The organism is Massilibacillus massiliensis (assembly GCF_900086705.1).
In the GTDB taxonomy this organism is placed as follows: domain Bacteria; phylum Bacillota; class Negativicutes; order FLKF01; family FLKF01; genus Massilibacillus; species Massilibacillus massiliensis.
Window position 1 is genome coordinate 3,007,617 of sequence record NZ_LT575483.1, and the last position, 14,956, is coordinate 3,022,572.

16 protein-coding genes are annotated in these 14,956 nt (G+C 37.6%); 12 read left to right on the top strand and 4 right to left on the bottom strand.

Annotated elements, in window-relative coordinates; all coding sequences use genetic code 11:
- Positions 1–47 precede the first annotated feature (47 nt).
- The 3 genes from BN6559_RS14400 (at position 48) to BN6559_RS14410 (ending at position 1,850) form a co-directional block, all read left to right on the top strand.
- Positions 48–548: a ferritin-like domain-containing protein gene (locus BN6559_RS14400; RefSeq protein WP_110955374.1), complete on the top strand. Its 501-nt coding sequence runs from the start codon at positions 48–50 to the stop codon at positions 546–548.
- 213 nt (positions 549–761) lie between these two features.
- Positions 762–1,577, top strand: a complete 816-nt coding sequence (locus BN6559_RS14405) for an alpha/beta fold hydrolase (protein ID WP_110955375.1) — start codon at positions 762–764, stop codon at positions 1,575–1,577.
- Between the two features lie 108 nt (positions 1,578–1,685).
- Entirely contained in the window at positions 1,686–1,850 is a 165-nt protein-coding gene (locus tag BN6559_RS14410) for an aspartyl-phosphate phosphatase Spo0E family protein (RefSeq protein ID WP_110956419.1), read from the top strand.
- Between the two features lie 183 nt (positions 1,851–2,033).
- Here BN6559_RS14410 and ahpF read toward each other — a convergent pair whose 3' ends face one another.
- Positions 2,034–3,563 (bottom strand): alkyl hydroperoxide reductase subunit F, encoded by a 1,530-nt coding sequence (ahpF, locus tag BN6559_RS14415; RefSeq protein WP_110955376.1) that lies wholly within the window; start codon positions 3,561–3,563, stop codon positions 2,034–2,036.
- Between the two features lie 12 nt (positions 3,564–3,575).
- On the bottom strand, positions 3,576–4,139 hold the full coding sequence (gene ahpC, locus BN6559_RS14420; protein WP_110955377.1) for an alkyl hydroperoxide reductase subunit C: 564 nt from the start codon (positions 4,137–4,139) through the stop codon (positions 3,576–3,578).
- Between the two features lie 430 nt (positions 4,140–4,569).
- On the opposite strand from ahpC, the gene BN6559_RS14425 reads away from it, so the two are divergent.
- Together BN6559_RS14425 and BN6559_RS14430 are read left to right on the top strand one after the other, a co-directional pair.
- Positions 4,570–5,610, top strand: coding sequence for a DUF2167 domain-containing protein (locus BN6559_RS14425; RefSeq protein WP_110955378.1), 1,041 nt, complete (start codon positions 4,570–4,572; stop codon positions 5,608–5,610).
- Positions 5,611–5,757: 147 nt separating this feature from the next.
- Complete coding sequence (locus BN6559_RS14430; RefSeq protein ID WP_199884024.1) at positions 5,758–6,399, top strand: site-2 protease family protein; 642 nt, start codon at positions 5,758–5,760, stop codon at positions 6,397–6,399.
- A 58-nt stretch (positions 6,400–6,457) separates the two neighbouring features.
- Here BN6559_RS14430 and BN6559_RS14435 read toward each other — a convergent pair whose 3' ends face one another.
- Positions 6,458–7,126, bottom strand: a complete 669-nt coding sequence (locus BN6559_RS14435) for a hypothetical protein (RefSeq protein ID WP_110955380.1) — start codon at positions 7,124–7,126, stop codon at positions 6,458–6,460.
- A gap of 621 nt (positions 7,127–7,747) precedes the next feature.
- Here BN6559_RS14435 and BN6559_RS14440 point away from each other — a divergent pair.
- The 3 genes from BN6559_RS14440 (at position 7,748) to rd (ending at position 9,382) form a co-directional block, all read left to right on the top strand.
- Positions 7,748–8,299: a LemA family protein gene (locus BN6559_RS14440; RefSeq protein WP_110955381.1), complete on the top strand. Its 552-nt coding sequence runs from the start codon at positions 7,748–7,750 to the stop codon at positions 8,297–8,299.
- A gap of 108 nt (positions 8,300–8,407) precedes the next feature.
- The gene (locus tag BN6559_RS14445) at positions 8,408–9,100 is read left to right on the top strand and encodes a TPM domain-containing protein (protein WP_199884025.1); all 693 of its coding nucleotides are present in this window, start codon (positions 8,408–8,410) and stop codon (positions 9,098–9,100) included.
- A 117-nt stretch (positions 9,101–9,217) separates the two neighbouring features.
- Positions 9,218–9,382 (top strand): rubredoxin, encoded by a 165-nt coding sequence (gene rd, locus BN6559_RS14450; RefSeq protein WP_110955382.1) that lies wholly within the window; start codon positions 9,218–9,220, stop codon positions 9,380–9,382.
- Between the two features lie 64 nt (positions 9,383–9,446).
- Here the strand turns inward: rd and BN6559_RS14455 are convergent, their stop codons facing one another.
- Positions 9,447–9,986, bottom strand: coding sequence for a DUF3231 family protein (locus BN6559_RS14455; protein ID WP_110955383.1), 540 nt, complete (start codon positions 9,984–9,986; stop codon positions 9,447–9,449).
- A gap of 253 nt (positions 9,987–10,239) precedes the next feature.
- On the opposite strand from BN6559_RS14455, the gene mdh reads away from it, so the two are divergent.
- From mdh to BN6559_RS14475, 4 genes are all read left to right on the top strand, one after another.
- Positions 10,240–11,175, top strand: coding sequence for a malate dehydrogenase (mdh, locus tag BN6559_RS14460; protein ID WP_199884026.1), 936 nt, complete (start codon positions 10,240–10,242; stop codon positions 11,173–11,175).
- A 305-nt stretch (positions 11,176–11,480) separates the two neighbouring features.
- Positions 11,481–12,281, top strand: a complete 801-nt coding sequence (locus BN6559_RS14465; protein WP_110955384.1) for a Cof-type HAD-IIB family hydrolase — start codon at positions 11,481–11,483, stop codon at positions 12,279–12,281.
- A 12-nt stretch (positions 12,282–12,293) separates the two neighbouring features.
- Entirely contained in the window at positions 12,294–13,091 is a 798-nt protein-coding gene (locus BN6559_RS14470; protein WP_110955385.1) for a Cof-type HAD-IIB family hydrolase, read from the top strand.
- Positions 13,092–13,407: 316 nt separating this feature from the next.
- On the top strand, positions 13,408–14,628 hold the full coding sequence (locus tag BN6559_RS14475; RefSeq protein WP_110953917.1) for an IS110 family RNA-guided transposase: 1,221 nt from the start codon (positions 13,408–13,410) through the stop codon (positions 14,626–14,628).
- Positions 14,629–14,956 lie beyond the last annotated feature (328 nt).

The following is a 14,956-nucleotide window of genomic DNA, read 5'->3' on the forward strand; positions in this document are numbered from 1 at the left end:
GTATTATACTAAAAACAAAAATGAAGTTAGTTTTGGAGGTAGTTGACGTGAATATTTTTGATTATGCTTTACAGATGGAATTAGATGGTGAACAATATTATATGCGTTTAGCGGAGAAAGCAAATCATGATGATTTGAAGAAAGTTTTCATGGATCTTGCGAAAGATGAGCAGCGTCATCATCAAATTATTCAGTCCGTTCAAAAGGATACGCCAGAAAAATTGCAGGAAAATCCTCTTTTACATACAGTACAAAATGTTTTCATTTTGGATACAGATTCTTTAATAGAGGACAAAACATTGGTTACAAAATTAAAGAAAGAGCCCGTTGACGTATATTTATCCGCATTGGAAAAAGAAAAAGAGAGCGTTGAACTCTATAAAAAATTGCGGGATGAGTTGAGTGGACAGGTAGAAAAAGATCTTTGTGCAAAGCTTATGCAAGAAGAAGAAAAGCATATGGAGATTATAGAAAATATCATTGATATGTTCAATCGTGTAAATGATTGGGTGGAATCTGCCGAATTTAATCATCGTGAAACATATTGATGTATACTTCTCACCAACCGGCAGCCTATCTTCGTACTAGTATATAAGTGGAACGAATGCTAAGTTATTAACATAAATATAGTAGTTTTCTACAGTCTGAAACCGACCGAGTGTCGGTTTTTCTTTTTGTCATGAAATATTGTATTCATTTGTATTTTCTATAAACTTTCTTGAATATGTTAGTCATAAGAAAGTTCTTTTGGAGGAATTAGAATGGGATACTATGTTCGTGTTGAATCAAATGTAAGAGTTTACGTAGAGGATCTTAATCCGGAATGTAAAAATACGATTGTATTTTTACATGGCTGGCCAGCGAATCAGAGAATGTTTGAGTATCAATTTAATCAACTACCCAAGCTGGGATTTCGGTGTATTGGTATTGATACTCGAGGCTTTGGCAAATCGGATAAACCTTGGCATGGATATGATTATAACCAATTGGCAGATGATGTTTACTGTGTGATTGAAAAGCTAAAGCTATGTGATATTACGCTTGGCGGGCATTCGACTGGCGGAGCGATTGCAGTACGATATATGGCGCGTCATAAAGGGTTCGGAGTAGCGAAATTGGCTTTGTTTGCAGCGGCAGTTCCATCGCTGATTCAACGTAAGTATTTTCCTTATGGATTAGAGAAATCAGCTGTTGACCAGATTATTGAGGGTACTTACACCGATCGGCCTAAAATGCTGCAAGGGTTTGGTGATATTTTTTTCTTTCAGTATAAGACAGAAGCACTCAATCAATGGTTTTTTCAATTGGGATTAGAAGCGGCGAGCTGGGCAACTGCTGCCGTTGCCCAGACTTGGATCAAGGATGAAAAATTGTTTGCAGATATGGAAAAAATCTGTGTTCCAACCTTGATTATGCACGGAATTCATGATCAAGTTTGTCGTTTTCCATTAGCGCTTGCGCAAAACCAGGGAATTGCGAATTCTCATCTGATAGAATTCAAATATAGCGGGCATGGTTTAATGTTTGATCAACAGGATAAATTTAATAAAGAGTTGGCAAAGTTTGCGAAACAATAAAATTTGCTTTGATATATTCACGCATGTGAATATATTTTTTTTATGCCTAAAAATGCCAGTTATATTGTTGGAAATATTGTAGATTCTATTGATGAAGAGGTGATGTGCTTGTCAGATTTAGATGAGGTATTAAAAAGCATTGAAGAATTGCGAAGCAAGCTCAACAAAATAGCAGAGGGAAGGGCTTTGACCGATCCGCAAGTTGTATCTGCAAGTCAAAATTTAGATGCACTGCTCAATGAATACCAAAGACTAATTAAAGACAGAAAATAAAAATTATCATATTTATAGCATTCTTTCATCTAATGTATGCTTGATCGTACATCAGATTGTAAACAAAATAAAAAAATTCACATAGTGAATAAGCGATATGCATTTGTCTGAAAGCATAAATATAAATGGTCAAAAAAAATCCGTAAACTATATTAATAAAATATAGTTTACGGATTTTTGAATTTAGTTACGAATTAAGTAATCGAAAGCACCGAGGGCGGCAGTTGCTCCAGAACCCATGGAAATGATGATCTGTTTGTAGGCACTGTCCGTGCAATCTCCAGCTGCAAATACACCAGCAAGGCTGGTTGCACTATGTTTGTCAACGACAATTTCACCTAATCGGTTGCGATCGACAACTTCACCAAGCCAGTCCGTATTTGGGACTAGACCGATGAGAACAAATACACCTTCCAACTCTAAGTGATGAGAAGTACCGGTTGTACGTTCTGTATAGGTAATACCATTTACTTTGTCAGTACCGGTAATTTCATTTGTTTGTACATTTTTTAGTACAGTGACATTTGGTAATTTGTAAAGACGCTGTTGCAACACCTGGTCGGCTTTCAGCTCTGGCATGAATTCGAGAACTGTTACATGCTGCACGATTCCAGCCAAGTCAATGGCTGCTTCGATTCCAGAATTTCCACCGCCTATGACAGCAATGCGTTTGCCTTTAAAAATAGGTCCGTCGCAATGAGGACAATAAGCCACGCCTTTATTTTTAAATTCTTTTTCACCTGGTACGCCTACATTACGCCAACGGGCACCGGTTGCAAGGATCATGGTTTTACTTTTCAGAATAGCACCATTTTCTAATTCAAGTTCAAGCCAATCTTTTTTTGTTAATTGTTTGGCTCGCTGTGCTTTTATGATATCGATGTCATATTCTCTGATATGTGCATCTAAATCAGCAGCCAGCTTTGGTCCTTCTGTATATTTAACACCAATAAAATTCTCAATCCCTAAAGTTTCTTTTACTTGACCGCCAATTTGTTCGGCTACAATACCGGTACGAATTCCCTTGCGCGCCGCATAAATGGCTGCGCTGGCACCGGCAGGTCCACCGCCTACAACTAAAACATCAAAGGGATCTTTCGGTTCTAGTGGGGCTGCGACGATTGTTGGGGAAAGCTGGGTAAGGATTTCTTCCAGCGTCATGCGTCCACTATTAAAATATGTGCCGTTCAAGTAAATGGTTGGTACGGCCATGATATCTTTTTGCTCTACTTCTGCTGTAAATGCTGCTCCATCCACCATCGTATGCGAAATACCCGGATTTAGTATACTCATTAGGTTTAGGGCTTGCACGATTTCAGGACAGTTGTGGCAGCTAAGATTAATATAAGACTCAAAATGATAGGTTCCTTGAATGGCTTTAATTTGATCAATGATATGAGGTTCCACTTTTGGTGGACGCCCGCTAACTTGAAGCAAAGCCAAAACCAGTGAATTGAATTCATGTCCTAACGGAATTCCAGCGAATACTACGCCATAATCATGACCATTTCGTGTCACATTAAAGCTAGGGGTTCGCGGCAAGACAGCAGTCTCTATTTTGATTTTGGAAGACAAGTCAGCGATTTCATTGACCAAAGCAGTCATATCACTGGATACAGCATCAGAACCTGTACTTACTTTAAGTACGATATCGTCTTCCAGCAGTTGAAGATATTGATTTAATTGATTTTTAATTTCTGAATCCAGTAACATTTTTTGTACCTCTTAAATCTTGCCGACCAAATCAAGACTAGGTTTCAGTGTTGCTGAACCTTCTTTCCATTTGGCAGGGCAGACTTCTTTCGGATTTTTGCGGATATATTGTGCCGCTTTAATTTTATTGAGCAGGGTGCTGGCGTCACGCCCAATACCACCTGCATTGATTTCAACTGCTTGAATGATTCCATCAGGATCTATGATAAAAGTACCACGGTCTGCCAGCCCTTGGCTTTCGATCAATACGTCGAAATTTCTAGCCAATGTGTGAGATGGATCACCGATCATTGCATACGTAATTTTGCGAATTGCATCTGATGTGTCATGCCAAGCTTTGTGTGTGAAGTGCGTATCCGTGGACACGGAATATACTTCAACTCCTAATTCTTGTAATGCTGTATAATGATTTTGCAGGTCCTCAAGTTCTGTAGGGCATACAAATGTAAAATCGGCCGGATAGAAGCAGATCACGCTCCATTTTCCCTTAAGGTCGGCTTCTGTTACTTCAACAAAGGAGCCGTTTTTATAAGCTTGCGCTGTGAATGGTTGTACTTCTGTACCAATTAATGACATGGTTCATACCTCCTAAAATTTCATTTCTAAATTTAATAATCAATAATGATTATCTGTTGACTCTTATTATTTCACAAGTGAGAATGATTGTCAATATATAAATTGATAAATTTTAATTTTTTTGTAGGATATTCCAAAAATATTTAATGGAGTAATGATTGAAAAAGAGTATATGCGATCTATTAAAAGATAGGTTGTTTAAATTCATGCTATCAGCTGAAAACGCATTGAAGTGGAAGTTTATGGCTAAAAATTAGGAGTTTTAGCTTATAGAAATTATTTAAACTAAGACCATATTACCATTTTTGACAAATTAAACTAAAAATAGAAGGAAAGTTGTGCTTGATATTAGAATTTTTCACTTATGCAAGTAAAATCTATATTTGCATAAGTACTTATAAAGTTTTAACGAATAATTGGGGGTAACATTTTGAAGAAGTTTTTACGTATTTTATTGGGTAGTATTTTCATGGTTTTATTTGTTTCATCTACAGTATTGGCGGCAAATGCAGCGAATGAAAATGAAGTGAACAGGGCACTTGATGCTGCAGAAAGAGTACAGCAGAGTGGCCCGAAAGAAATAAAATTAAAGGATCAAGCAGTGATCAATTTACCAAAGGGGTTTATTTTCATACCACAGCCAGAAGCTGGAAAACTTTTATCTGCATGGGGGAATCCGAATTCTAAGGATCTCTTAGGTATGATTTTTTCTGAAAATCAACAAGATGATTATATGGTTGTAGTAAAGTATTATTCCGAAGGCTTTATTAAAGATGATGATGCAAAAAATTGGGATGTTGAAGAATTATTTGATAGTTTGAAAGAAGGAACAGAAGAAGGAAATAAAGAAAGAGTAAAAAAAGGAATTCCTGAATTAGAAATTATCGGCTGGGTGCAAGAACCTAAATATGATGCAACAAAAAAACAGCTGGTATGGGCTTTATCGGCACAAGATAAAGGTACGAAGGCTACTTTAGCAGAGCAAAGTATTAACTATAATACATATGTTTTAGGCCGAGAAGGTTATTTAACAATGAATTTGGTGACAAGTGTGGACAAGATTGAGCTTTATAAACCACAAATTGCAAAATTGTTAGATAGCACAACGTTTGTAGAAGGAAAGAAATATACAGATTTCAATTCATCTACAGATAAAGTTGCGGAATATGGATTGGCAACTTTGGTTGCAGGTGTGGCTGCAAAAAAATTAGGCTTTTTTGCATTGATTGCGGCATTTGCATTAAAATGGATTAAAGTATTAATTGTTGCAGGGGCTGGGCTTGGCGCATTAATTTTAAAGTTTGTTGGCAAAAAGAAAAAGGACCAAGAAGAACCGGAAGAGGCAGTTGAAGAGATTACCACAGCGCAGGATACGGTATCGGCAGAAACAGAGCTGATAAAAGAAACAGATGAAACCCCATCAGAAGAGACAAAACAAAAAATAGAATCTGAAAAGGAACCAAAAGCATAAATTTATATGCAAGTTTTCAGGGAGAGGAAACGATATGATCATGTAAAGATCTAAATGCATGACATAACAATTTTATAAAAGATGAAAATCATTTTATTATTACTGAGTTCTTTAAAATTTGGCAAAATATTAACTACAGGCGGTACAATGGTACTGTCTGTAGTGACGTATGCATTTATTTATGGCTGGAAGTATGCAGTAGGTTTAGTAGGTCTTATTTTTATACATGAGATGGGGCATTATCTGGCGGCGAAACAAAAAGGGCTTGATGTCGGGGCACCTGTATTCATTCCTTTTGTTGGGGCATGGATTGCATTGAAAGAAATGCCGCGTGATGCAGAAACAGAAGCTTATGTTGGTTTTGGCGGACCTTTACTAGGAACGATAGGAGCATTGCTTTGTTATTTCGCAGCCCGTGAATGGAACAATACTTTACTGCTAGCAATCTCTTATTCGGGATTTTTTATTAACTTATTTAATCTTATTCCCATTCCGCCATTAGATGGAGGACGTATTACGGGTGTTTTGTCGCCGCGTTTATGGTTGCTGGGGCTGCCAATTTTAGTGGCAGTTTTCATCTATCATCCAAATCCATTGTTGATTTTTATTGCAATTTTAGCGATTCCGCAAGTTTGGAAAACATTTAAAGATAAAGAAAATGCGGAATCAGAGGCGTATTACTGTGTTTCATTAGAGGCGAAGTTCATGTATGGTACATATTATCTCGCTTTGATCATCTTTTTAGCGATGATGGTAGATGGGGTACATCAACTTTTACCTGCTCGCTAACAGGCATATGTGATCCTAGACATAATTTGTCTACACGCTGAATGAAGGCAAAAGAGTTTTACTCTTTTGCCTTCATTATTTTTTGTAGTATTTCTTCTTCTAAAATTCCGGTGGATGGAACCTTACGCCAGGTGTCATTTATCTTTTCTTCAAAGGTCATATCCATATGAAAGATTTGGAATGTGTTGAATTCTCCGCTTGTAGAGTAGATCACGGTTTTTAGACGAATCGCCGAGGGGAAAGATGTTGTCAAAATGTAATCAAGCATATGAGGATCTTGAGAATTTAATTCTCCGGAAGTATAAAGAAGACCCCATTGTTCGTCAAATTTTTGTATCGGCAGTACTTGTTTGAGTGATGGACTTGATTGTATAGTGTGTGCTACATTTTGTATGGTTAATGAATTCGGAGAAAGTAAGAAAATGGATTGTTCTGTTGATTTTGTAAGTTGCTTGGGGGAAACGCGTGTTTTGTAGATCTGCTGGTTTCGTTCGATCAGTATTTCTGTGGAAGTGTCCATGACTTTTTGATTTGCATTTTCATCTAGGGGAAGGAGTTGGTCGGCAGGACGAATTCCGGCATAAAACGCCGGCCCGAAAAGGTGAACTGCTATGACCTTTAGATCTTCATCGATAATCAGACCTTTACTGACAGGGAGTGTTGATTTAGCAAAGCCGGTTGCTGTAAAAGAGAGTAAAAGGAAAAGAATAAAGACAGTTTTTTTCAAAGGATATGCACCTCTCTAACAATAATAGATCTTAAATCGTAGACAAATAAAATATTTGTGACAGCAAATTAGAAAGTAAATGAAACTCTACGTGCTGATATACTTAAATTCTAGTATGGATCTGGTGTTTGTCAAGAAAGATTACTGAAATATCTTTTTTATGCTATTAACTTGAACCCAATATCTTACGATACAGATTGTAGATAAAATAAAAATATGCCTATAAGTAAATAGGCAATCAGCAATTACATTCCATTTATAACCCAATACGAAAATTGGTTGTTAAATCGTGGCTTGTTGTCATAGTTTTTTTACATGCAGGCTGTAGCAGATCTAAAAATAAGTAAAGGCGGATTTTTTATGATTGAAAAAGTAAGTAAGATTTCAAAAATAGACACTTTACATCGATTTAATCGCAAAGTCCATTTGAAAGTAAAACTTAAAAGTCGTTTTCGCAGGTTGTTAGATAAAAAAATAAGTGCGTTGAAAAGGTGAAGTTTTTGTTGAAAAGACGTTTCATATTTTTAAAGCAAAGTGTAGTATGAGTAGAATTTATAAAATCATGGTATAATGTAAACATAATCTAGCAAATAAATTTTTACATAGAATGGAGGAAGGTTTATGAAAGGTTGGATGATTGCTGGTATTGTTGCGGTAATTGTTGTGGTGATGGCAGTGAGTGGATATAATAGTTTGGTTGGAATGAATGAGGATATCAATGGGAAATGGGCGCAGGTGGAAAATCAACTGCAACGCAGGGCTGATTTGATTCCGAATTTAGTCAATACGGTCAAAGGGTATGCTGCCCATGAACAAGCGGCAATTCAGTCAGTGGCAGATGCGAGAGCAAAACTTGCCGGTGCACAAACTCCAGCAACGAAAGCAGAAGCTGATGGTGAATTGAGTGGTGCTTTAAGCAGATTGCTGATGGTAGCAGAAAACTATCCGAATTTAAAAGCGGATCAAAACTTTCGTGCGTTGCAGGATGAACTTGCTGGGACAGAAAATCGTATGACGGTTGCTCGCCAAGATTATAATAATACGGTACAAGTTTTTAATACAAAGGTGAAGACCTTTCCATCCAGTATATATGCGGGAATGTTAGGATTTTCTGAACGTGAATATTTTAAAGCGGCGGAGACTAGTAAAACAGTTCCTGAAGTAAAGTTTTAGCATAGTTACTGAAAGCTGCAACGGCTAAAAGGCAGGTGAACTCGTTTGTTAAAGAAATCGTTTATTAGCATATTGATATTGTGTTTTGCATGTATGAGTTCTGTCGCTTTGGCAAAGGCAGAGATTCCCCCAAAACCGACAAACAGTATTTATGTGCAGGACTACGCACATGTTCTTTCTGATCAGACAAAGCAGAAAATAAATCGTATGGGTGATGCACTGCAAAGACAAACAAAAGCCCAAATTGTGGTAGTAACAACAAAAACGCTTCAAGAGATGCCGATTGAAGCGTATAGTCTGGAGATTCTTCGTCAATGGGGCGTAGGTGATCGAACTTTAAATAATGGAGTTGTAATGCTGGTTGCGGTGGATGACAAAAAATCAAGATTGGAAATTGGCTATGGATTAGAGGGAGCGCTTCCTGATGGGAAGACCGGTGAAATTCAGGATACGTATATGTTGCCATATTTTAAAGCCGGTGATTATGAAAGTGGTATCGTTAACGGCTATTTTGCTTTAACCAATATTGTTGCTGATGAATATGGTGTAAAGGTGGCTGAACAGGCAAAACCGGAAAAAGCACCTGAACCTCGAGAAGCAAGTTTTTTTGATACATTGTTTACGGCTGCTGGGGTTGTGGGAATTGTAGCCTTGGTACTTTTAGATTTTATATTTTTCGGTGGTCGGTTTACGACGTTAATTCTGGCGATTCTCAGCTCTCGCGGAGGAAGACGAGGAGGCGGCGGAGGCGGATTCGGCGGGGGCTCCGGAGGCGGCGGAGGATCCAATCGCGGTTGGTGACAAAATTTTTTTCTTTTAGATATATGAATTTATGAAATATAGGTTATAATAGGGATAGGAATACACATTTTATATACTATTTTTACGTAATGTATTTGAATTTAGGAGGTTGTTATAATGGCAAAATGGGCTTGTGTAGTTTGCGGTTATATTTATGATGAAGCTGAGGGAGATCCTGATAATGGGATTGATCCGGGTGTGACTTTTGAAGAATTGGGCGATGATTTTGTTTGCCCTTTATGTGGTGTCGGTAAAGATGAATTTGAAGAAGTAAATGAATAATAGATAAACAAAAACTACCAAATGTTTGTTTGGTAGTTTTTGTTTTGCTTTGCGTATTTTTATTTTAATGTGTCATTTTGTGCAGGCGAGGCAGCCAGCCGCGTTTAAGCATGAGCTGCAATAATTTATAATCCCAGTCTAAGCCCCGATTGAGGAGATCTTTATACATCATAGCAACATCTACTTGGTAGGACTGATGCAGGGCAGTCAGCATTGCCATTTGTGAGGCTTTTGCCATGGTGCCTACAGCGATTGCGATTTCTCCATCTGTCAAATGTGCATCAGGGTCGATGGAAAGCGATTTTTTATGAAGCGTACGATGACTGAACGTTAGATTTGGGATTTGGTTTCCGTTTTCTTGGAGAATTTCTTCGGATTGGTCAATTACGACACGCGTATGCGTAGATAAAGCTTCTTTAATCAGCACTTTTAAGTCTTCATCTTGTGCATGGTTGTATAACACTTCTAACAAAGCTACATTGTAGCGTCCTTGAGCAACCACACCGTAGAGTGTTGCTGCTTCGAGATAATTCAATGGTTCTTTGTCGAAAAAGTTATTAAATAATACGCGTGTTTCTTCGTTGATTTTGTCAAGGATAGACATCGTAAAACCTCCCTAAAATTTAATTGTATGTTCAATTTATAGGATTACCATTTTTAACAGATAAATTCGATAAATTTAATTAATGTTAGAATAATAATTTCGTTGATTTTTAAAACCTAGTTTGCTATACTTTACATAAGGAAACTTCATCCCATAATATGTATGGCTTGTAGTTATAAAGATGTTGTACGCCCTTTTTGCATGCAAAGAGGAGGATTGGCACGTCTTAAATAAGAGGAGGTTTTTGTTTATTATGAAAGTTACAGTTGTTGGAGCAGGTAATGTTGGTGCTACAGTTGCGAATATTATCGCATTAAAAGGTTTTGCTAGTGAATTGGTATTATTGGATATCAAAGAAGGTGTTGCAGAAGGTAAAGCTATGGACATGATGCAAACTTCTCATATGATGGGTTTTGATACCACAATTATTGGTTCCACGAATGATTATAGCAAAACAGCTGGTTCTGCAGTCGTTGTAATTACATCCGGTATTCCTCGTAAACCTGGTATGACGCGTGAACAATTAATTGGTACAAATGCAAAAATCGTTAAAAGTGTTGTAGATGAGATTTTAAAATACTCACCAGATGCTGTATTTGTAGTAATTTCCAATCCAATGGATACGATGACTTACTTGACTCTTAAAGATAGCGGCGTTCCTAAAAACCGTATTATTGGTATGGGCGGTATGCTTGACAGCAGTCGTTTCAGATATTATTTAAGCCAAGCTCTAGGTTGCACACCTACGGATGTTGATGGAATGGTAATTGGTGGTCATGGTGATACTACAATGATTCCTCTTGTTCGTTTTGCTACTTATAGAGGTATTCCTGTTACACAAATCTTAGATAAAGCAACTTTGGATAAAGTAGTGTCTGATACTATGGTTGGTGGCGCTACATTAACTGGTCTTCTTGGTACTTCCGCTTGGTATGCACCAGGTGCAGCAGGCGCTACAGTAGCTGAAGCAATTGCAACGGATGCAAAAAAATTAATTCCTTGCTGTGTATCGCTTGATGGTGAATACGGCGAAAAAGATATTTGTATCGGTGTTCCAGTAGTTCTTGGTAAAAACGGTATTGAAAAAATCGTTGATCTTAAATTAAATGCTGAAGAAAAAGCTTTATTTGATAAGAGCGTTGAAGCTGTTCGCAAAACAAACGCATTATTAAATGAATCTTTATCCTAAGTAAGTTTTACATAAGTATATATGTAGCGATAAAAAGCAGCCTTTTGGCTGCTTTTTTAGCGTGTAGGCATACTATGGACAGATAGTTTATAAGTGGAACGAATGTAATTGTTTTGTGATTTTTAACATAACTATTATAAAATCACTACATACTGAGAAGCAGCCTTTTGGCTGCTTTTTTCGGTTGCAGATAACTTTCTTGTATTTTTATAAAGGATTTATTCTTTTTGTGTATAATAAATTTATTATGTCGTGTTTTTAGGGGAATCTTACTAGAATAAAAATAAATTTCGGGAGGCAGCCAAATGACAGTTAAGTTGTTTGTTACAGATTTAGATGGTACGTTATTGAATAAAAATCATGAAGTTTCGGAAGAAAATAAGACTGCAATTCGTGAGATTGCAGCGAAAGGGATTACAGTAACAATTGCGACTGGAAGAATGTACGCTTCTACGCTTCCTTATGCAAAACAGTTGGGCGTGGATGCACCGATTATTACTTATAATGGAGCATTGATAAAAACTGTTTCGGGTGAAGTGCTCTTTGAGAGATATCTTGATCCTGCTGTTGTTGCGGAAATTTATGATTATTGTAAAGAACAAGGCTGGTATATTCAATCCTATGCAGATGATGTGTTATATTTTAGAGAACATGATGAAAAAGCGAAAAGTTATGAATTTTTGGCAGGATTAAAAGGTGTTGCACTAGGTGACAAATTATATGAAGTTATAGACAAGGTTCCTAAAATGTTAATTATTACGAAGGACGGCGCTGAGAGTGATGCGGTTGTAGCAAGCTTAAGAGAGCGTTTTAAAAATTCTATTTTTGCTACGAAATCAAATCCAGAGTATGTTGAAATTGTCAATCCAAATGTGAATAAAGCAGTTGCATTGGATATTTTAATGAAAAAGCTGCATTTAACAAAAGAGGAAGTCATGGCAATTGGTGATTCGGATAATGATTTGCCAATTTTGAAAACAGCTGGGTTCAGTATTGCGATGGGGAATGCAAGAGATCATGTAAAAGCCATTGTATCAGCGGTGACCACAGATTGTGAGCATAGTGGTGTTGCGGCAGCAATTCATCAATATATTTTAAATAAATAGGCAGGAAAAGTTATGGCGATAAAATTAATTGTGACTGATTTAGATGGAACTTTATTAACGGATGATAAAATGATTTCCGACCGGAATAAAGCGGCAATTGCAAAAGCACAGGAGCAAGGTGTCATGGTAACGGTTGCTACCGGACGGATGTGTCTTGCTGCTGCACATTATGCAAGATTGATAGGGGTTACTTTGCCGATTATCTCTTGCAATGGCGGATTAGTGAGACCTTATACGGGTGAAGCCTTATTTATGCATTGTTTTGAAAAAGATCTTGCTAGAGAAGTGATTGCATTATGCTACGAACGTAACTGGCATGTGCAATGGTATGTAGATGATAAAGTCTATGTGCGCGAATTTGAAGAGAAATTTTTTAAAGGGTTTAAGGTACTCGGTCGTTTTTCAGTGACGGAAGTTGGCGACGATTTCGAAAATTATCTTGATCATGTGATCCAAATTGTAGTTCGTGATATGGATGGAAAAATTGAGGAAATACAAAAGGCGGTCAGCACGCAGTTTCATGGCAGGCTGACGGTACAGCAGAATACGAATGTAAGTGTGGATATCGATGCACTTGGCATTAACAAAGCAGTGGGAATTGAAGCATTAATTCGGGAATTGGGAATAAAAAAAGAGGAAGTCATGGCTTTCGGAGATGCTGATAATGATCTTGATATGTTAGGCTATGTGGGCTTAGGTGTGGCAATGGGAAATGCAATTGATAAAGCAAAAGAAATTGCAAAGGTGGTCACTGCAGATAATGAACATGATGGTGTGGCAGTTGCAATTGAAAAATATGTTTTAAAATAATAAAAATGAATTAAAATGCATTCATTCTATTTATAAAACAACTTTGCAGTTTACACTAAACTCGATACTTTTCTTTTGGCATTGCCCCAAAATAAGATGCAACGCAAGCGGTAGCATCACCATGAACGAAAACAATGATGTATAATTAAAGTATGGCATAAGGTCGATTCTTTTTGAGTCAAGAACTCGACCCCAAAATTGATATGATTTCCTGCTTGCACCACATATTGTCCAGCCCCTTCGGGCGAAAGGACGTGTAGTAAAGTAATAACTTACAGGAAGTCACGCCATATTTTATCTACAAGGGGATGGTATTGTGGACATAACTTATGAGCGTTGTTGTGGGATTGATGTACACAAAAAGATGATAGTTGCCTGTCTAATCTGTGGTGGAAAGCAGCAACTTCGTCAGTTTGGTACAACGACAAAAGAACTGAGAGATTTATCAGCTTGGTTAGTTGACGCCGGTTGTCAAATGATTGCCATGGAAAGTACCGCTTCCTACTGGAAACCATTGTACAATATCTTTGAGCTTTCCGATCTCAATGCCATGGTAGTAAATGCCCAGCACATGAAAGCTTTGCCTGGTCGTAAGACCGACGTCAAAGATGCAGAATGGATTGCCGATCTTCTTCGACATGGGTTACTAAAAGCAAGCTATATTCCAGACCGTGAACAACGGGAACTACGGGAAATCTCTCGCTATCGCAAGAGCTTGATTGATGAGCGAAGCCGAGAGCTGAACCGATTGCAGAAAATGCTAGAAGGAGCCAATGTGAAACTATCCAGTGTAGTAAGTGCCATCAACGGCAAGAGTTCCAGGCGACTTTTGGAAAGCATTGTCCAAGATAAAAAGCTTGATGAAGACGAGATTTTAAGGCTGCTTCATCCTAGTATGCACGCTAAACTCAATGAAATCATGGCTTGCGTTGATGGAATTATTTCGCCCTTGCAACGCAGATTGCTTCGTAATGTCTTGGATCATATTGACGATATGACAAAACGTATCGAAGATATGGACAAACTAATCAAAGACTACTTGAACAAATATGAAGAAGCCATCGCAGCCATAGATGAAATACCGGGTGTTGGGAGAATCAGTGCAGAAACAATCTTAGCGGAAATCGGATTAAATATGAATCGGTTTCCAACCGAAAGACATATTAGTTCTTGGGCTGGTGTGGCGCCAGGTAACCATGAGAGTGCAGGGAAACGAAAGAGTGGAAAAACTACGCATGGAAATACAACATTAAAAGCTATGTTAGTACAATGTGCTAAGGCTGCGCAAAAGACGAAGGGAAGCTTTTTTTCAGCTCAATATCAACGGATTGCAGCGCGAAGAGGAAAAAGCAGAGCCGCCGTAGCTGTGGCTCATTCCATACTAATCGCTATTTACTACATACTAAAAGCAAAAGTTCCTTATCGAGAGTTAGGTTCGGAATATTACAATCAATTTAACCGAGAGAAGAAAATACAATCCTATTTGAAGAAATTAGCGGCTTTGGGTTGGGAGCGCCCCACCACAGCTACAACCTGATTGTCTATATACGATATTTTTTGTCCTGAATTATAGGGCTTGTCTTTGTGCGTCCTTTTTCTAGGATATAGAAGAGGTTTTCATAGTAAAGAAACAAAAAGTCTAGGCCAAAAACCTCCAAAATACTTGAAAAAATACCGACTTGCTAAAATCTGTAAACTCACTTCGTTCAAACAAACAGATTTTTTCACGCAAGCCGGTATTTTTTCATCCTTCGGAGCGTATTTTTCCGGAAAAGGCCAAATAAAAATAGATACGGTAGAACGTTCACCTTTTTATCAAACTGTAATTTTTACATTTTGCTTTTTTTGTTATTTTGCCCTATAAT